Genomic DNA, 18,117 nt, shown 5'->3' with positions numbered 1-18,117 from the left:
GTTCAACGCTGGTCTCCCGCTCTCAACTCGTTGGTGATCTGCCGTCGCCCGGTTGTCGCCGCCTCCACGAACACGGCCGCGGCGACCAGGGCGGCCAGGCCCAGGGCCTGGGTCAGTACGGGCCCGGCCGTGAGCCGCACTCCGTTCGGCACATGGGCGCCGACCAGCGTGGACAGGTCGATCGCCGGGCCCAGCAGGGCCACCGCGGCGGCGGCCACCAGTGCCCCGCCGAGCGTCGCGGCCAGGGTCTGCGGCAGGGTCTCGGCGAGGATCAGCGCCACGCCCTGCCTGCGACGCAGGCCCATGGTGCGCAGCCGGGCCAGCAGCGCGGCGCGTTCGGGGACGGCCCGCATCAGCGTCAGCAGCACGGCCAGCAGGGCGAAGCCCGCCGCTCCGGCCATGGAGGCCCAGAAGAGGCGTTGTGCCGAGCGCTGCAGTGGATCGGAGCCCAGGGCGGTGACGGCCTCGGCGCTGGTGCTCACGGGGTACGGCTCGTCGAGCGGGGCCGGGCCCGCGGCGGAACCGGAACCGGGGATCGGAGCCGGGGCCGGGGCGGGAGTTCCGGACGGCGCCGGGAGCTTGGAGCGGACGAGCGCGCGCAGCCGGTCACCGTCGACGTCACCGATGCCGAGCCACCGGTTCGGGTGGTCGGCGCCGCCCATGAGGTCCGTGGCGGCTCCCGTCGGCAGGACGACGGTCGCGGCGTCCCGTGCCGGATGGGCCGGGGTGCAGTCGATCGTTCCCGCGACCCGTACCTTCAGCTCCCCGCCGTCGCCGGGCTGCACCGTGTACGTGCCGCCCTGCACGGCCTGGCCGGCCAGGCTCGCGCTGAACAGCGCGGGCACCGGGGCATCGGCGGCCGACGCACCGGCGGTGGCCAGCAGGGCGGGGTCGAAGGATCCGCAGCCGAGGACCCGGGACAGCTCCGCGTACGCGGCCGGGTCGGCGACGACCACGGTGACCTGACTGGATCTCACGGTGGTGCCGTGCAGGGAGGAGTCGTGGTCGATCCACAGCGGGACGGACGTCCGTACGCCCGGCAGCTCGCCCGCGGACTTCGCGAGCCCCGCCGGGAGTGGGGACTTCCCGTACGCGGAGATCGCCGCGTCGCCTCCGACGGTCAGCCTGGCCACTCCCAGCCGGGACGAGTCCACCGACTGCAGCACGGCGGCGCCGAATCCGCCGGTGGTGATGGCGAGGAGCAACGCGATCATCGGCAGAACGGAGGGTCCGGTGCGGCCGGTGGCCCCCGAGCCGCGGGCGGCCCGGGCGAGTCCGAGGAAGCCGACCAGTCCGGAGCTGCGGCCGGCCGCCCGGGCGAGGCAGCCGGTGATCACCGGCTGGAGCCGGGCCAGCAGCAGTCCCCCGCACAGGGCGAGCAGCAGCGGGGCCGCGATCAGCAGCGGGTCGAGGTCGCTGCCGGGCGGGGCGACCCCGCGGCGGCGGACCTCCACCACGGCTGCGACGGTGGCGATGAGGACGAGCAGTTCGGCCACGGGCCTGCGCCACCGCCCGGCCGGGCGGGCCGGGGTCAGCAGTACGGCCGCCCGTACGGGGAAGGCCAGCAAAGCGAGCAGGGCCACGGCCGTGGCCGAGAGCAACGCGGGCGCGAGCCGGGGGGTGGGCAGCAGCAGGACGGCGAGCGCGGTGGCGGCCGCGGCCGCCGGGAACACGGTGACGGCGCCCTCGCCGAGGAGCCGGCCGACGATGGCGGCGCGCGAGCCACCACGTGCGAGCAGCAGGCGCAGTTCGGCGTCGCGGCGGTCGGCCGCGAGCGCGCCGGCCAGGCACAGGACGACGAAGGCGACGCCGCCGACCCCGGCGGGGCCGATCGCGGCGAGCGGCGCGGCGGCCTGGGTCCGGGCGCGGGCCTCTTCGAGCCGCTCGGGCAGCCAGGAGGTGGTGTGCAGCCGGGCGCGGCCCGTCTCCCGGGCGAGGGTGGCGGCGGTGGGCCCGGCGATGTAGGAGGCGATGTCCTTCCTCGTGGCGTCGAGCCGGTCGGCCCGCAGCCGGCCGACGTCCACCGGCAGCTGCCAGAAGTCCTCGGCGGTGCGGCTCCAGTTGGCCATCCGGTCGAGGTCCCCGGTGCCGACGAGGGCGTCGACGTCCCAGGCGAGGCTCTCGTTGTAGAAGTGCTCGCACGCGCGGGCGAGGCACCCCAGGTTGTCCGTCCAGAAGTCGTCGGTCTCGTCGAGGACCGCGTAGAGACCGACGACCTCGACGGACGGTGTGCCGTCGACCCGGGCCGCGATCTTCAGGACGGATCCGACGCGGGCGCCGAGGGTCGCGGCGGCCTTCTGCGAGAGGACGACCTGCAGGGGCGCCGTCTCCCCGGGGGCGGCCTGCGCGGGGGCCGTGGGTGAGCTGCTGGGCCACTTCCCCTCCGCCAGCTTCACATGGGCCTCCGCCTGGCGGACGTGCAGGAGGTTCATGCTGGGCGGAAGGCCGGAGGGGCGGGAGAGTTCCGGATTCAGCAGCTCCTGCCGCTTGGTGGTGCGCGCGCCGTGGATCGTCTTGTCCGGGTCCACGCGGAAGGTGGATCCGGTCGGCCCGAGCAGTTTCTCCAGCGTGGCGTCCAGGGCCTGGGCGCTCTGCCCGGTGCCCGGGGAGGGCGCGGTCACCTGCAGGCTGGTGTTGCCGGCCGCGCTGCGTTCCAGGAAGGACCGCAGGGCCTGGTCGGCGCCCCGGTCCTGGGCGCGCGGCAGCGCGGCGGCCAGCAGCACGGCGACGAAGGCCAGCGCGGCACCGAGCAGGGTGGCCAGCGGCGCCGCCCGCAGCCGGGTCCTGACCCAGGGCGCGGGCCGCGGGGCCGTGGACGAGGGCAGGGTGGACGACGGCCGGGTGGCGGAAGACCGGGCGGTGGACGGCGGGGTGGTCACATCTCCTCCACGGGACGCAGCCGGGCGGCGATGTCGCGGCCGCGGGGGCCGCTGAGCGCGGCCGACAGCAGGGGAACGGCTGCGATGGCGGCGACCGTGAGCACGGTCTGCCAGAACGGCATGTCCACTCGCACGGGTGGGAAGGGCCGCCCGGCGGCGGGCGTCAGCACGACCAGCGGCGCCATCAGATGGACGAGGGCGACACCCAGCCCGGCTCCGACCGCGGACCCGATGGCGATCAGCACCCCGCCCTCGGCGGCGGACGCCAGAGCCAGCGAGCGGCGCGGGGTCCCGAGGGCGAGCAGCACCGAGAACTCCCGTCCTCGGACCCGTCGTTCGGCGGCGGTGGAGGTCGCGAAGCCGATGGCCGCCAGGACCGCGCACGCGGCGGCGAGGGCGGCCAGGGCGCTCTGCGGGCCTGCGCTCAGCGGGTCGTCGAGCAGCCGCTCGGTGATCTCCTCGCGCAGTTGGACGCGCTCGATCCGGGCACCGTCGCGCAGTTGCGTCGCCGCGCGGGCCGGGACCGGGTCGGCGGCCGACTCGGCGGGCAGCCACCACTCGGTGGGCGAGGCCGGCTGCTGGCCCACTGACTCCAGCAGGAACCGGCCGAGCACGTGCAGGTCGACGGCGAGGGCCGAGCGGCCGACCACGGGGAGGGAGTCCACGGAGGCGGTGATCCGCATCTGGACCGCGGCGCCGTCCAGCGTCACGGGGACGGTATCGCCCACGGAGGCGCCCAGGGACCGCAGGTAGCGGGTGGTGGCGACCGCGGGGACGGCGACGGGGGTCGGCTCGGCGGGGGTCGGGAACACCACGGTGGTGATGCCCTGCAGGGTGCTGAAGCCGCCCCAGTAGCGCAGCCGCAGCAGGTCCGTGGAGCCGGCCGGGACCGGGATCGGCTCGGGGGTCCTCGGGGAGCTCTTCCCTTGCGGGAGGGAGGTCCGCCAGCCGGTGGCGTCCGCGGGTGCGGTGACGGCGGTGGCGGCGCCGTCCGCGGTGTCGGAGGTGGCGATCCGGTGCACGGCCAGTTCGCTGCCGTCGCCCGGTTGGTCGCCGTCCCCGGCGTACGAGAGGCGTATCCCCGCCAGGGTGAGCGGGGTGGCCGCCGAGCCGACCGGGGCGCCGGTCAGCGCGTCGAGGGAGAACGTGAGGGTGGCGTCGCCGGCGGCGGGCAGGGTGACCGAGGCCGTCCCGTACGTCGCCCCGAACCGGTCGCGCAGCAGCAGGCTCACGGCGGACCAGCTCATGGCGGAGGTCCGGACCGATACGTCGAGGTCGATCCGGCGCGGGGAGCCGGGCAGGGCGACGCCGGGGCTCGCGGGGGCGGCCGGGGCGCCCGGGCCACCGGCGGCGAGCGGGGTGAACAGCTCGCTCATGCCGTGGCCGCCGCGCAGGTCCGGGCGGAGCGGGACGCGTTCACCGGTCTTGACGGCGTCCAGTGCGACGATGTCGGCGGGGTTGCCGTCCGGCAGCTTCTGCTCGCGGCGGACCACCGGAACGAGGCGGTCGCCGCCGGGCAGGGCCGCGTAGCGTCCGCCCTGCCCCATCGGGGACATGCTGCTGCCGGAGATCCGCAGGCCGCCGGCGGTCGCGAAGTCGGCCTGGTCGCGCTGGGACGCGGACCAGCCGACGTGCTGGCCGAGCGCCAGGATCCCGCTGGCGACGGCGAGTACGAGCAGCAGCACGGGCCCGGTGGCCCGGCCGGGCCGTCGGGCGAGCTGCCAGCCGAAGAGGGCGGGGCCCAGGCTCCGGCCGCGGGCCGCCAGCCGTCCCCCGGCCCGCGCCGCGAACGGCAGCAGGCGCAGGACCAGCAGCGTGCCCCCGCACAGGGCCAGGGCGGGAGCGGCGACCAGGACGGGGTCGACCCCGAGCGCGCCGCCGGCGGAGGCCCCGGATGCGGGGGCGTCCGTACCGCCGTACCGCGCGAGTTGCTGGTAGCCGAGGACGGCGAGGACCAGGACGGCCAGGTCGACGCCGGAGCGGGCGGCGCCCGTCACCAGGGCCTGGCGGCTGCCCACGCGGCGCAGTACGGCGGCCGAGGCCCCGCGCAGGACGGAGGGCAGGGTCGTCAGCAGGACGCAGGCCAGGGCGCAGCCGCCGGCGACCGGCCAGACCAGCCAGGTGTCCGGGATCTCCAGGTGGACCCGCCCGAGGGGGCCGAAGCGGCCGAACAGCCGCAGCAGGGGCGGTGTGAGCAGGGGCGCCAGGACGGCCGCGGGCAGGGCGAGCAGCAGCGACTCGGTCGCGGTGAGCGCGCCGAGCCGGCGTCGGGAGGCGCCGCGCGCGGTGAGCAGGACCCGTTCCGGTTCCTGGCGGACGGTCAGGATGTGCGCGACGAGGAGCAGGGCGGCGGTCGACAGGACGGTGAGCTGGAGGGCGCCCATGAGCAGGGTGGAGCGGGCGACGACCGTGCCGGCGCTCAGCTCGGCCAGCAGTTTGGGCAGTTCGGTGGCGGTCCGCAGCGAGCCGACGCGTTCGAGGGTGGCGCTCGCGGGGTCGGTGGCGGTCCGTACGGCCTCGGCCTCGTCGGCTCGGACCGTGCGCAGGTCCGGGGTGAGCAGCGTGAGGCGGTGGTCCTGCAGGAGGCCGCCGGTGGTGAAGGCGCTGTCGTCCACCAGGAGCGGGCCGTAGATGGCGAAGGTGTCGGCCTGGACCTCGCGGCCGCCGAGCGGGTCGAGCCGCCAGTACGCGGCGTCCGGTTCGGCGGCCCGGTACACGCCGGTGACCAGCACGGTCAACGGAGGTCCGCCGAACCGGTCGTCCAGCCGGACCGGTGCGGGCAGCGCGGACTCGGCGAGGCCGAGTCGGACGAGCGCCGCGCGCGGCACGGCGACCTGGGTCGCGGCGGCCTGGGCGCCGGCGCCCTGGGGTGCGGCGACCGGCCCGGGCCACGCACCGGCGAGCAGCTGTACGTGGTCCTTGCCGAGAGCGGCGAGCACGGTCAGGTCGGCGTCTCGGCCGGAGGCGGCGGCACCGGGCAGACCGTACGACCGGCTGCGGGCGACGCTCTCGGAGGCCACCGGGAGCCGCCCGAACACCTCGTCCGCGAAGGCCCGTACGGACGCGTCGTCCTTGGCGCGGGAGTCGGCGGGCCGGCCGCTGGTGATCAGGACGGTCGTCCGGGACTGTTCTGCCCCGGTCAGGGCCCGCCGGAGCCCTTCTTCGCCCACGCCACGGGTGAATGCCGTCAGCGCGGTCAGTGTGGTCGCGGTGATCAGTACGGTGAGCAGCACGGCGACGGCGAGCGGCCATCGCCCGCGCAGTCGGCGCACGACGAAGCCGAGCACGTGTTGAATTCCTCCCCCGTCCGGACCCTCGGTACCGGATAGCGGACGATGCTGTCAGATGTGCGCGAGAGAGGGAAGGGGCTTGCGTGATTGGTGCGACAGATGCGCAAATGCGATCGGAAAGCTGCAGCGGCAGCGTGTGCGGGACGCGGGGCCGGGCGCCCCGTGCGGACAACGCGACGGGGGAACAGACGCGATGAGGCATCACCAGGAACCGACCACGGTCGCGACGAAGGCACCGCGGGAGGGCGACGACTCGCCGATCGTGGTCGTCGACGACGTGCACCACAGCTTCGGCAGCGGTCCGCAGGCCGTCCACGCCCTGCGCGGCGTGTCCTTCGAGGTCCGCCGCGGCGAACTCACCGCCCTCAGGGGCCGGTCGGGCTCCGGCAAGACCACCCTGCTCAACCTCGTCGGCGGTCTCGACACCCCGACCGGCGGCCGCATCACCCTCGACGGCACCGACCTGGCGGCCCTCGACGAGTCGGGCCTGCTCGCCCTGCGCCGCGACCGCATCGGCTTCGTCTTCCAGTCCTTCGGCCTGATACCCGTCCTGACGGCCGCCGAGAACGTCGGCGTTCCGATGCGGCTGCGGCGCGTCCCCGCCAAGGTGCGCGAGGAGCGCGCCCGTACCCTGCTGGCTCTGGTCGGGCTCGCCGACCACGCCGAGCAGCGCCCGGGCGAGCTCTCCGGCGGCCAGCAGCAGCGCGTGGCGGTGGCCCGCGCCCTGGCCAACGACCCCGAGCTGATCATCGCGGACGAGCCCACGGGCCAGCTCGACTCGGAGACCGGCCGCTCGGTGATGGAACTGCTGCGCGCGGTGGTGCGCAGCGAGTCGGTCACCATCCTGGTCGCCACGCACGACCCGAACCTGATCGAACTCGCCGACCGGGTCGTGGAACTGCGCGACGGCCGCATCGTCGACACCGACTCATGAGCCGAGCGCGTCCGCGCTGCTGCGCTGCCAGTAGGTGACGCTCAGCGAGCTGTCGTAGGCGACACCGGCGGCCGGGAGGTCCGGGGTCGCGGACGCGCCGCCGTCGCTGAGGGGCGTACGGCCCTGGAAGGCGATCGTGAGCCGGTGTCCCGTCGTCCCGCCCTCGCCGCTCCCGTCGGCCGCCGACAGCAGGACCCCCGCGTAGCCCGACTCGCCCGGCGCGAGGGACACCACGGCCTGCGGCCGGGTCTCGGGCCGCGCGGCCGGCACCCACTGCATCTCGTCGAAGCGGAGGACGGGGTGGTACGTCAGATCGCAGGTCTTCGACCCGGTGTTCTTCACCGTGATCAGCATGTGGTTGAGCGGCCTGGAGACGGGCTGCGCGGTGACACGCGTGGTCGAGCCGTTGCACAGGACGCGCTCCCCCGCGCCCGACGGGGCCGACGGGGCGGCGGAGCTCTTGGGGGCCGGCGCGGAGGCCGGCGCGGAGGCCGGGGCGGTCGAGGGGGCGGTCGAGGGGGCGGTGGTCGTGACGGGTCCCTCGGTGGCCACTCCGGCGGAGTCCGAAGCGGCCGCCTCTCCCCCGTCCTTGAAGCCCGTACCGTCCTGACACGCGGTGAGGGAGAGGAGGACGAGCGAAGCCGCGGCCACTCCCGCGAAGCGCCGGAACGGGTGCGGACGGGAGGTGCGGACGAGCGGGGTGCCGTGGAACGCGTGCATGACTGACGACCTCTCAAGGGGCGTGACCGCAGGGCCGGTCGAGGTCCGTCCGGACCGGCCGCCGGAAGCGGTGTGCTTGGATGACCCCAGCCTGAGCGGTGATCCGTCCCAGCCGCCACATCCGCTGGGCAATCCGGCATGCTGGGATACCGAAACAGGCTCTGAGCTGCGGAAACAACCTGTTCCTGGGATGCGGGACAGGCCAGGGGGTGGGAGGAACGGTGCCGGAGGACACGGCTGGACCCGAGTTCGCCGGGCTGCTGCGGCAGTTGAAGGAGCGGTCCGGGCTCAGCTACGGAACGCTCGCCGCACGGCTCCACATGAGTACGTCGACACTGCACCGTTACTGCAGCGGCGAGGTCGTCCCGGCGGACTACGCACCGGTCGAACGGCTCGCGCGCCTCTGCAAGGCCACCCCCGAGGAACTCCTGGCTCTGCACCGGGGTTGGGTGGAGGCCGACACGAACCGCCCGCGCAGGGGCGCGGACACGAGCGGCCCGGCGGCGATCGAAGTGGCGGCCGCGGCACCCGCGGAGGCCGACGCGGCACCCGCGGAGGTCGCGGAGGTCCCGACGGTGGCCGGGACCGCGGGGCCGCCCGCGCCGACCCGGCGGCCCCGCCCGCGCAGGGCCGTGCTCGCCGCGGTGGCCGTGCCGGTCGTGGCCGCCGTCACCGCCCTGACCTGGGTGCTCACGCTCGACGGGGGCCGGCCGGGACGGGGCGCCGACGTCCGGGACAGCCCTGTCGCCGCCGGCCGCACCCCCGGTGCGGAGAAGTCCCCACAGGGCCCCGCCGGATCCTCGGCACCGACGTCGCCGTCACCGTCGCCGTCCGTGGCCGCGCCCTCCGGCCCCACCCCCGCCGCCCCCGCGCCCGGAAGCGGCGGCGCAGGCGGAACCGGAGGCGGAACCGGGGGCGCGAGCGGAACCGGCGGCGGCGCCGGCGACGCTGCCGGTGCGCCGGTGAAGGTCACCGTCCGCCCGCACACCTGGGAGGCCCCCTGCGGCCAGCACTACCTGATCGACAAGCCCCCGGCCCAGGTGGGACCACCCCCCGTGGAACGCGACGCGCCCGCCTGGGTCGCGGCGGCCGGGGCGGTACCCGCCGGCGAGCAGTACGTCACCCTCACCCTGCAGGGCTCCGGCACGGACACGGTGGTCCTGGACGGCCTGACCGTCCGCACGGTGGCCAAGCGTGCGCCGCTCCCCTGGAACGACTACGCCATGGGCTACCCGGGCGTGGGCTGCGGCGCGGGCGTCCCGACCCGCTCGTTCGGCGTCTCCCTCGACTCCGCGCGACCGGCCGTCGTCCCCACGGAGGGTCAGCGGGGCTTCCCGTTCTCGGTGACCGAGTCGCAGCCCGAGGTGTTCCACATCCTGGCCGCCGCCTCCGCCCACGACGTGAGCTGGTACCTGGAGCTGTCCTGGTCCAGCGGCTCCCGCCACGGCACCCTCGCGATCGACCACAACGGCCGGCCCTTCCGCACCAGCGGACGCGACGGCCGGCCCGGCTACGAGTTCCCCCTCGGCGGCGAGGGCTGGGTCCGGGCGGGCACGGGTTCCTGACCCCGCGCCCCCACCGCCGGCCGGGCCGGAACCGGCCCGCAGGCACTTGACCAGGAGCGACCGGGTGAGTACCAGGAGCGCACGACCCACCTGGTCCCGGGGCGGTCCCGGAGGATCGCCCCTACGATGGGCGGGAACCGGCGCGAGCGGCTCGCCGGGCCGCCCGCCCAGAGCACTCGGGGTGGAGACGACGTATGGCACAGGCCGCCGACACAGCGCGGACCGTCATCCTGACCGTGGACGACGACCCGGGGGTCTCCCGGGCCATCGCCCGTGATCTGCGGCGGCGCTACGGCGCGGAGTACCGGATCGTGCGCGCCGAGTCCGGCGACTCCGCGCTGGACGCGCTGCGCGAGCTGAAGCTGCGCGGCGACCTGGTGGCGGTGATCCTCGCCGACTACCGGATGCCGCAGATGAACGGCATCGAGTTCCTCGAACAGGCCCTGGCCGTGTACCCGGGCGCCCGGCGGGTGCTGCTGACCGCGTACGCCGACACCAACGCGGCGATCGACGCGATCAACGTCGTCGACCTCGACCACTACCTGCTCAAGCCGTGGGACCCGCCGGAGGAGAAGCTCTACCCGGTCGTGGACGATCTGCTCACGGCCTGGCGCACCAGCGACTACCGTCCGGTCCCCGCCACCAAGGTGGTGGGGCACCGCTGGTCGGCGCGTTCCTCGGACGTGCGGGAGTTCCTGGCCCGCAACCAGGTGCCGTACCGCTGGTACTCCTCCGACGAGCCGGAGGGGCGGCGGCTGCTGGAGGCGGCCGGGGCCGACGGCCGCCGGCTACCGCTGGTGATCACGCCCGAGGGCACCGCGCTGATCGAACCGGAAGCGCCCGAACTGGCCGCCCACGTGGGCCTCGCGACGACGCCGGCCGCCGACTTCTACGACCTCGTCGTCATCGGTGGCGGCCCGGCCGGGCTCGGCGCGGCGGTGTACGGGGCCTCCGAGGGGCTGCGTACCGTACTGATCGAGCGGTCGGCGACCGGCGGACAGGCCGGCCAGAGCTCCCGCATCGAGAACTACCTCGGCTTCCCGGACGGCGTGTCCGGTGCCCAGCTCACGGAGCGGGCCCGCCGCCAGGCCGGTCGGTTCGGCGCCGAGATCCTGACGGCGCGCGAGGTCACGGGGCTGGAGGTGAACGGCGCGGCGCGCGTCGTCCGCTTCTCGGACGGCTCGGCGATCGCCGCCCACAGCGTCATCCTGGCGACCGGTGTGTCGTACCGGCAGCTCCGCGCGCCGGGCTGCGACCAACTGACCGGCTGCGGGGTGTACTACGGCTCCTCGCTCACCGAGGCGGCCTCCTGCCAGGGGCAGGACGTGTACATCGTGGGCGGCGCCAACTCGGCCGGGCAGGCGGCCATGTACCTGGCGCGCGGCGCCAAGTCGGTGACGCTGCTGGTGCGCGGGGAGTCCCTGACGGCGTCGATGTCGTACTACCTGATCCAGCAGATCGAGGAGACGCCGAACATCACCGTACGCACCAGGACGGTCGTCGAGGCGGCGCACGGCGAGGGACACCTGGAGCAGCTGACGCTGCGGGACGCGGACGGCGGAGCGAGCGAACTCGTCGACGCGCAGTGGATGTTCGTGTTCATCGGCGCGGCCCCGCTGACCGACTGGCTGGACGGTACGGTGCTGCGCGACGAGCACGGTTTCATCCTGGCCGGTCCGGACCTGACGGCGGACGGGCGCCCGCCGGCCGAGTGGGGACTGGACCGGCCGCCCTACCACCTGGAGACCAACATTCCCGGCGTGTTCGTGGCGGGCGACGCACGCGCCCAGTCCGCGAAGCGCGTCGCGTCCGCCGTCGGAGAGGGAGCCATGGCCGTGATGCTCGTCCACCGGTACCTGGAGCAGTCATGAGCGGACAGGTCATGCCCTGCAGCCCGCAGGAGATCTCCTCGCTGTTCCTGTTCGAGAAGCTCACCCCCGAGCAGCTCGGGCGGCTGTGCGGCGAGGGGCGGGTGGAGCGGTTCGAAGTCGGTCCGGTGTACACCGAGGGCAGCCCGGCCACCTGCTTCTACGTGATGATCGAGGGCACCGTCGTCCTGTCCCGCCGGGTCGGCGGCGACGACGTCGAGGTGAGCCGCACCTCGCAGCGCGGCGTGTACGCGGGGGCGATGCAGGCGTACCTGGGTGACCAGGTGCCGCAGACGTACACCAACTCGATGCGGGTGACCGAGCCGACACGGTTCTTCGTACTGCCCGCGCAGTCGTTCGCGGACATCATGCGGGAGTGGTTCCCGATGGCGGCGCACCTGCTGGAGGGACTGTTCTTCGGCTCCAAGAACACCCAGCGCGCCATCGGGCAGCGCGAACGGCTGCTGGCTCTGGGGTCGTTGTCCGCCGGCCTCACCCACGAGCTCAACAACCCGGCGGCGGCGGCCGTCCGGGCCACGGCGACCCTGCGGGAGCGGGTCGGCAAGATGCGGCACAAGCTGGCCCACATCTCCCAGGGCCAGTACTCGCGCGAGACGATCGCCGACCTCATCGAGATCCAGGAGCGGACCGTCGAGCGCGTCGCGAAGGCGACCGCGCTCAGTCCGCTGGAGGCCTCCGACCGGGAGGACGAACTCGCCGACTGGCTGGACGACCACGGCATCGCGGAGGGCTGGCGGCTCGCGCCGACCTTCGTCCAGGCCGGCCTGGACACGGACTGGCTGGAGCAGGTCGCGGCGACCGTGGCCGAGGAGATCCTGCCGTCGGCGATCGGCTGGCTCAACTACACGGTCGAGACCGAGCTCTTGATGGATGAGATCGACGACTCCACCACCCGCATCTCCCACCTCGTGGACGCGGCCAAGCAGTACTCGCAGCTCGACCGCGCCCCGTACCGGGTCGTCGACGTCCACGAACTCCTCGACAGCACGCTGCTGATGCTGTCCGGCAAGATCGGCTCCCGCGTGCGGGTCGTCAAGGAGTACGACCGCTCCGTTCCGGACGTGCCCGCCTACCCGGCGGAGCTCAACCAGGTGTGGACCAACCTCATCGACAACGCCGTGTTCGCCATCGGGAGCACCGGTGGCGAGGGCACGTTGACGGTCCGGACGGCGCGCGAGGGCGACCGCCTGCTGGTGGAGTTCCGCGACACCGGGCCCGGTATCCCGGCGGACATCCGCAGCCGCATCTTCGACCCCTTCTTCACCACCAAACCGGTCGGCGAGGGCACCGGACTCGGCCTCGACATCTCCTGGCGGATCGTGGTCAACAAGCACCACGGCAGCCTGCAGGTCGAGTCCGCCCCCGGTGACACCCGGTTCCAGGTGCTGCTGCCCCTGACCGCGCCGGCCCCCGACGCCGAAGCCGAAACAGGGACGGAAACCGAGACCGAGACCGCTGAGGAGCCCGCATGAGCGACATCGAGGGAATCGACCCGGGCGCCGCGCCCACCGGCACCGGCTGCGTCGAGTGCGACGAGCTGGGCGGTTGGTGGTTCCACCTGCGGCGCTGCGCCCAGTGCGGCCACATCGGCTGCTGCGACTCCTCGCCGGCCCAGCACGCCACCGCCCACTGGAAGTCCACCGGCCACCCCTTGGTGCAGAGCTTCGAGCCGGGCGAGGAGTGGTTCTGGAACTACGACACGGACGCCCTGTACGACTCCGGCCCCGAACTGACCGCTCCGCGCGACCACCCGGCGGACCAGCCGGTCCCGGGCCCGGCCGGCCGGGTACCCGAGGACTGGACCCGGCGACTGCATCGCTGACCTGCACCTACCGCCGGCTATCGCCGTCCGGCGCAGGGCGGCGTCCATACGGTGCCGCGGGCCTCGTACTCGAGCATGGCCTCCACGCCCGTCGCGGCCTCGGCGCCGAGTTCGCGGCGGACGAGCCACAGGGCGAGGTCCAGCCCGGAGGTGATGCCACCGGCGGTGACCAGGTCGCCGTCGTCCACCACACGGCCGTTCTTCAGGAGGCCGCCCTGCTTCTCGAGGTCGGGCCGCGCCTTGTGGTGGGTGGTGCAGGGGCGGTTCGTGGTCAACCCGGCGGCCGCCAGCAGCATGGTGCCCGTACAGACGGCGCTGACGGTGAGGCCGGAACGTGCCGCCGCGGCCAGTTGCTTCGGGAGGACGCCGCTGCGGATCTCGGCCCATACGCCGGGGCTGTCGCGGCGTGCGTATCCGCCGCCGGGCACGAGGAGGATGTCCGCCGCTCGCGGATCCCAACCGTGCTCGACGGTCACGCGCGTGCCGTAGGCGGCCCGCACGACCCCCGGCCCGGAAGTGGAGACGTAACGAACGTCCACCTCCCGGTCCGTGAAGAACCGGGCCGCGCAGAAGACCTCGTAGGGCGCGGCGAAGTCGAGCTCCTCCACACCGTCGTACAGGACCACGTGCACGCGTAACGGCCCGGCCGGCTTCCCGGCCGGGCTCGGCTGTGCCGCCGCGGCCACCCCGGCGGCACCCCCCAACGCGGCCGCGGCCCCGACGGCGACCTGGGCCCGGAGCACGTTCCTGCGGTTCATCCGATGGTTCCTTCCGATCGCTGCGGCCGGCCTCGGCGGGACCGGCCCGTCGCTCTACGACAGGAGTCGAGGCGGCCATCGGTCGGGTTCCCGCGCCGTGTTGTGGCGGGCACCACAGCAGTCAGCGCTCCCCGTCGCGCGGATCGGCGTCACCGCGCGGGTTGTCACATCCGGCGGGCCTGTCCGGTCCCCGCTGCGGAAGGCGACGAACGAAGGAGACGCTCATGAAGACCTTGCTGGTACGCACGTCGTCTTCGCCACGAGCGGTCTGCCGGAGTTCCCTCTCGCGCCGTTCACCCGTCCGTCGGTACGGCTCCTCGAAGGCAAGGGCTTCGAGGTCGAAGGCACCTTCGCCTGCCGAGGGTTCGACACGTGGGCACCGTTCAAGCTGCTCGGTGGCATCAACAAGCGGCGTCCGAACGGGGACGACCTGGCCGCCGCCCGCGCCTTCGCCGAGGGCCGGCGGCGCGGCTGACGGCCATGACCAGGGACGCGGCGGCCGGGCACGCCGCTCCTCGACCCCGAACCGCTACTGTCCGAAGGCGCCGTGCCGGCCCGACCCTGCGGCGAACCGGTCCGCTCCGGCCTGCGTTTCGCCCGCGGTCAGGGGCACCAGGCCGTGCCGGTACTCCCCCGCCAGCGCGTCCTCCTCGGTCCGTCCGTGCTGTTCCAGGACGGACAACCGGTCGTGGCGCAGGCAGACCTGGGGGAATCCGGCGATCTCGCGGGCCAGCTCCTCGGCGGCCGCCCTCGATCGGCCCGTGGGGACCACGCGGTTGGCCAGCCCGATCCCGTGCGCTTCGGTCGCCGACACCGGACGGCCCGTCAGGATCAGGTCCATGGCCCGGCTCTCGCCGATCAGGCGGGGCAGTCGCACGGTACCGCCGTCGACCAGGGGGACGCCCCAGCGGCGGCAGAACACGCCGAACACCGCGTCCTCCTCCGCCACCCGCAGGTCGCACCAGAGCGCGAGCTCCAGACCGCCCGCCACCGCGTGCCCCGCGACGGCCGCGATCACCGGCTTGCTCAGCCGCATCCGGGTCGGCCCCATGGGTCCGTCGCCGGAGGCGAGCACCTGGTTGCCGCGTTCGGTGCCGATGGCCTTGAGGTCGGCGCCCGCGCAGAACGTGCCGCCCTCGCCCCAGAGCACGGCGACGGCCGCGTCCTCGTCCGACTCGAACTCCCGGAACGCATCGGCCAGTCGTGCCGCCGTCGGCCCGTCCACGGCGTTGCGTACCTCCGGCCTGCTCAGGATCACCGTGTACACGGGGCCGTCCCGCTCCACACGTACCGAGGCCTGCTCGTCCGCCATGCCCGTTCCCCTCCCGCTCGCCGGTCTCCATTGTGGGGTGGGGAGGCCGCCGCGCGCGGGACTCGACCACATCGTGCCGTTCCCGCGCGATGCGCACCCGCTCCTCGGTGAGCGCCTGGAGTGTCTTCTCCTCCTGTTGTCGGCGCGGCTGGAGGGTCGGTTCGGCGACCGCCTGTCGCCCCGCGCGGCCACTGGGCCGACCGCCCCGGGGTCAGGACAGCGCCTGGGCGGCGTACAACGCACCGAGAGCGGCCGCGAGAGCGCCGAGCAGGAGCCGGAGCGAGGTCTCGGGCAGGTGCGGCTGGAGACGTGCGCCGAGATAGCCGCCGATCAACCCTCCGGCGCCGCAGGCCAGGCCCAGCCACCAGTCGGGCGCGACGGGCCCCGGGCTCGCCAGGGCCAGCAGCGCGTACGCGGCGGCCCCGGCGACGGAGGTGGTGAAGGTCGCGGCGAGGGTGGCCGGTGCGATGCGCGCCATGGGCATGCCGCGCGCGGCGAGGATGGGCCCGAGCAGGGAACCACCGCCGATCCCGTAGATCCCGCCGATCACTCCGACCGTCAGGGCCAGGGCGGCGAGCACGCGCGCCGACGGCTCGACCGCGTCCGGCCGCCGCCGAGCGGGGCGCAGGGTGCGCAGGCACAGCCACGCGCCGAGCGGCAGCAGGAAGGCGGCAACCAGGATGCGGAAGATGCCGGGGCCGGGGAGGGCGAAGACGCGGATGGCGGCGCCCGCGATGACGCCGGGCAGCGTCCAGGCGACGAGGCGCCGGGCCAGTCCGCCGCGCAGAGCGCCACCGCGGCGGTAGCGCCACAGTGCGCCTGGCCCGGCCACCACGTTGAACAGCAGGTTCGTCGGCGTGACCGCGGGACTCGGCACGCCGAGGACGCTGAGCTGGACCGGCAGGAGGAAGACCGCCCCGGACACACCGACCGGAGCGGTCACCGTCGAGATCAGCAGGCCTGCCGCGAACCCGGCCCAGATCGTCCACTCCACCGCTGCCCCCGCCGCTCCGTGATCGCCCGGTCAGTATCGACGGAGCGGGTGGCGGGAGCGTGATCCGGCAACGAGATGTTCACGAGCAGCAGGCGCATCCCGGCTTGCAGCCGCGCCACCGCCGTCGTTGCAGGTCGGGCGTGCCACCCGCCCGGGGTGGAGAGCCGGATCGACCCGACGCGTGCCGCACCACCGAGCCGCCGCACTGCCGCGCCGCCCGGTAGGCCTGTCCACCCTGGCCCGAAGGGCGGGTCGTCACCCCTGTGACGGCCCGCCCTTCGGTGCTTCGGGAGGCGCGTCCGGACGTCGTCGGGGCCCGCCTCGATCCGGTTCCGCGCCCGGTCACGCCTTGAGGGCGCGCCCTGCCACGGCCAGGGCGAGGCGGCGGGGAACCAGGGCGGACGCCGTGGCGTTGAGCCGGTTGGTGAGGCCGACCACGATGCTGGCCGGGGTCCTGCCGCGTTCCAGTGCCCGCCGCGTCGCGGTGACGACCTGCTCCGGCGTGGCCATCCGGCCCACGGCGGCGTCCCGGCTGCCGACGACGTCGAAGAACTCGGTGCGGACCGGCCCCGGCGAGACGGCGAGCACCCGCAGGGACGAGGCGCGCGTCTCGTACGCGACGGCCTCGGTGAAGTTCAGGACGAAGGCCTTGGTGGCGCCGTAGACCGCCATCGCCGGGGTCGGCTGGTAGGCGGCCGCGCTGGCCACGGTGACGAGGGCGCCCCGGCCGTCGGCCGTCAGGGCGGGCAGGAACTCCCGGGTCAGCTCCGTGACCGCGAGCACGTTGAGTTGGATCATCTCGCTGATCCGGGTGGGGTCCTCGTCGGCGAAGGGGCCGTGGGCGCCGAAGCCCGCGTTGTTGACCAGGGTGTGCACCGGTACGCCGAGTGCGTCGAGCTCCGCGCGCAGCGCTGCCGCGGCACCGGGCCGGGCGAGGTCCGCGGCGATCGGGCGGGCCTTGACCCCGTGGTCGCGCTCCAGGTCCGCCGCCAGCTCCTTCAGCCGGTCGACGCGCCGAGCGACGAGGACGACGTCCGCTCCGCCCTGCGCCCACTGCCGGGCGAACTCGACACCGAGGCCTGCACTCGCCCCGGTGATCAGGGCTGTGGTTCCGCGGTATGTCATAGACATGGGTCGGCGCTCCGTTCCGGGACTCCGGTTGATGGTCGATACTTGAATGTAGGCAGAGCAAACATTGTTGTCAATGACAACATCAGAGGAGGAGATCGCCTTGGCCGACGCCGATGCGCCCTATCACCACGGCAATCTCAGGGAGGCCCTGCTCGCACGCGCGGAGGACGTGCTCGCGACCTCGGGGGCGGACAGCCTCTCCCTCCGCGCCCTCGCGCGGGACCTCGGTGTCAGCCACGCGGCGCCGGGCCGCCACTTCCGCGACCGCCAGGCGCTGCTGGACGCGCTCGCCGTGGGCGGTTTCACCCGCCTCAACGCACGCCTCCGGGCCGCCGTGGGCGACTCCGGACCCGTCACCACCCGGCTCGCCGGCATGGGCCGCGCGTACATCGATTTCGCCGTCGCGCACGCCCCGCTGCTGAGCCTGATGTTCACGGCCAAGCATGCCGACCGGTCCAGCGCCGAACTGCGCGAACTGGGCCACCAGAGCCTGGAGATCGCCGCCGAACTGATCGCCCTCGCCCAGCGGGAGGGCGTCGTACGGGCGGGCGACCCGGCCCGGCTCGCCCAGGTCGCCTTCTCCGTGGTGCACGGCCTCGCGGCCCTGGCCGTCGGCTCCCTCCTGGAGGACACGCCGCTGGAGGAGGCGACCGAACTCGCCCTCGACGTGCTGCTCACCGGCCTCGGAGCAGCCGGCCGGACCCCCTAGGGTGCCTCTCGCCTATCACGCCGGGCTCGCGGGGTCCGGTCGACAGGACACCCCTTAGCGCATATCCGTCCGCGACGCCACCGGTGAACAAAGGGGTGCGGCCGGAACCGATCG

General features: G+C 74.4%; 14 protein-coding genes. 7 read left to right on the top strand and 7 right to left on the bottom strand.

Going from position 1 to position 18,117, the window contains the following annotated elements; genetic code table 11:
* Nucleotides 1–2: 2 nt before the first annotated feature.
* Nucleotides 3–2,879, bottom strand: a complete 2,877-nt coding sequence (locus tag AB8A24_RS29565) for a hypothetical protein (RefSeq protein ID WP_369478050.1) — start codon at nt 2,877–2,879, stop codon at nt 3–5.
* Complete coding sequence (locus AB8A24_RS29560) at nt 2,876–6,166, bottom strand: ABC transporter permease (RefSeq protein ID WP_328960251.1); 3,291 nt, start codon at nt 6,164–6,166, stop codon at nt 2,876–2,878. The genes AB8A24_RS29565 and AB8A24_RS29560 overlap by 4 nt, the downstream gene beginning before the upstream one ends.
* Before the next feature lie 196 nt (nt 6,167–6,362).
* Here AB8A24_RS29560 and AB8A24_RS29555 point away from each other — a divergent pair, with 196 nt between their 5' ends.
* A complete protein-coding gene (locus AB8A24_RS29555) occupies nt 6,363–7,103 on the top strand; it encodes an ABC transporter ATP-binding protein (RefSeq protein WP_369478049.1) in 741 nt (246 codons plus the stop codon).
* Here the strand turns inward: AB8A24_RS29555 and AB8A24_RS29550 are convergent.
* Nucleotides 7,098–7,823 carry a DUF4232 domain-containing protein gene (locus tag AB8A24_RS29550; RefSeq protein ID WP_369478048.1) on the bottom strand — a complete coding sequence of 242 codons (726 nt, stop codon included), beginning with the start codon at nt 7,821–7,823 and terminating at the stop codon, nt 7,098–7,100. The two genes, AB8A24_RS29555 and AB8A24_RS29550, sit on opposite strands and share 6 nt — an antisense overlap.
* 221 nt (nt 7,824–8,044) lie before the next feature.
* Here AB8A24_RS29550 and AB8A24_RS29545 point away from each other — a divergent pair, with 221 nt between their 5' ends.
* The 4 genes from AB8A24_RS29545 to AB8A24_RS29530 all read left to right on the top strand — a co-directional run bounded on the left by AB8A24_RS29545 (nt 8,045) and on the right by AB8A24_RS29530 (nt 13,099).
* Entirely contained in the window at nt 8,045–9,388 is a 1,344-nt protein-coding gene (locus tag AB8A24_RS29545; protein WP_369478047.1) for a helix-turn-helix domain-containing protein, read from the top strand.
* Between the two features lie 194 nt (nt 9,389–9,582).
* Nucleotides 9,583–11,259 carry an FAD-dependent oxidoreductase gene (locus AB8A24_RS29540; protein WP_328960255.1) on the top strand — a complete coding sequence of 559 codons (1,677 nt, stop codon included), beginning with the start codon at nt 9,583–9,585 and terminating at the stop codon, nt 11,257–11,259.
* Nucleotides 11,256–12,749, top strand: a complete 1,494-nt coding sequence (locus AB8A24_RS29535) for an ATP-binding protein (protein WP_328960256.1) — start codon at nt 11,256–11,258, stop codon at nt 12,747–12,749. The genes AB8A24_RS29540 and AB8A24_RS29535 overlap by 4 nt, the downstream gene beginning before the upstream one ends.
* Nucleotides 12,746–13,099, top strand: a complete 354-nt coding sequence (locus AB8A24_RS29530; protein WP_328960257.1) for a UBP-type zinc finger domain-containing protein — start codon at nt 12,746–12,748, stop codon at nt 13,097–13,099. The genes AB8A24_RS29535 and AB8A24_RS29530 overlap by 4 nt, the downstream gene beginning before the upstream one ends.
* Before the next feature lie 17 nt (nt 13,100–13,116).
* Here the strand turns inward: AB8A24_RS29530 and AB8A24_RS29525 are convergent, their stop codons facing one another.
* Complete coding sequence (locus tag AB8A24_RS29525) at nt 13,117–13,857, bottom strand: DJ-1/PfpI family protein (protein ID WP_328960258.1); 741 nt, start codon at nt 13,855–13,857, stop codon at nt 13,117–13,119.
* Nucleotides 13,858–13,954: 97 nt separating this feature from the next.
* Here AB8A24_RS29525 and AB8A24_RS29520 point away from each other — a divergent pair, with 97 nt between their 5' ends.
* Nucleotides 13,955–14,332 carry a hypothetical protein gene (locus tag AB8A24_RS29520; protein WP_328960259.1) on the top strand — a complete coding sequence of 126 codons (378 nt, stop codon included), beginning with the start codon at nt 13,955–13,957 and terminating at the stop codon, nt 14,330–14,332.
* A gap of 54 nt (nt 14,333–14,386) precedes the next feature.
* Here AB8A24_RS29520 and AB8A24_RS29515 read toward each other — a convergent pair whose 3' ends face one another.
* The 3 genes from AB8A24_RS29515 to AB8A24_RS29505 all read right to left on the bottom strand — a co-directional run bounded on the left by AB8A24_RS29515 (nt 14,387) and on the right by AB8A24_RS29505 (nt 17,294).
* On the bottom strand, nt 14,387–15,169 hold the full coding sequence (locus AB8A24_RS29515; RefSeq protein WP_328960260.1) for a crotonase/enoyl-CoA hydratase family protein: 783 nt from the start codon (nt 15,167–15,169) through the stop codon (nt 14,387–14,389).
* 211 nt (nt 15,170–15,380) lie between these two features.
* Nucleotides 15,381–16,163, bottom strand: a complete 783-nt coding sequence (locus AB8A24_RS29510; protein ID WP_328960261.1) for a sulfite exporter TauE/SafE family protein — start codon at nt 16,161–16,163, stop codon at nt 15,381–15,383.
* A 342-nt stretch (nt 16,164–16,505) separates the two neighbouring features.
* Nucleotides 16,506–17,294, bottom strand: coding sequence for an SDR family NAD(P)-dependent oxidoreductase (locus AB8A24_RS29505; RefSeq protein WP_369478046.1), 789 nt, complete (start codon nt 17,292–17,294; stop codon nt 16,506–16,508).
* Between the two features lie 73 nt (nt 17,295–17,367).
* Between AB8A24_RS29505 and AB8A24_RS29500 the strand changes: the two genes are divergently transcribed.
* The gene (locus AB8A24_RS29500; protein ID WP_328960263.1) at nt 17,368–18,003 is read left to right on the top strand and encodes a WHG domain-containing protein; all 636 of its coding nucleotides are present in this window, start codon (nt 17,368–17,370) and stop codon (nt 18,001–18,003) included.
* Nucleotides 18,004–18,117 lie beyond the last annotated feature (114 nt).

The organism is Streptomyces sp. BF23-19 (assembly GCF_041106355.1).
Taxonomy (GTDB): Bacteria; Actinomycetota; Actinomycetes; order Streptomycetales; family Streptomycetaceae; genus Streptomyces; species Streptomyces virginiae_A.
Note: the sequence above shows the minus strand (reverse complement) of the source record. Positions and strands in the feature narration are given on the sequence as shown.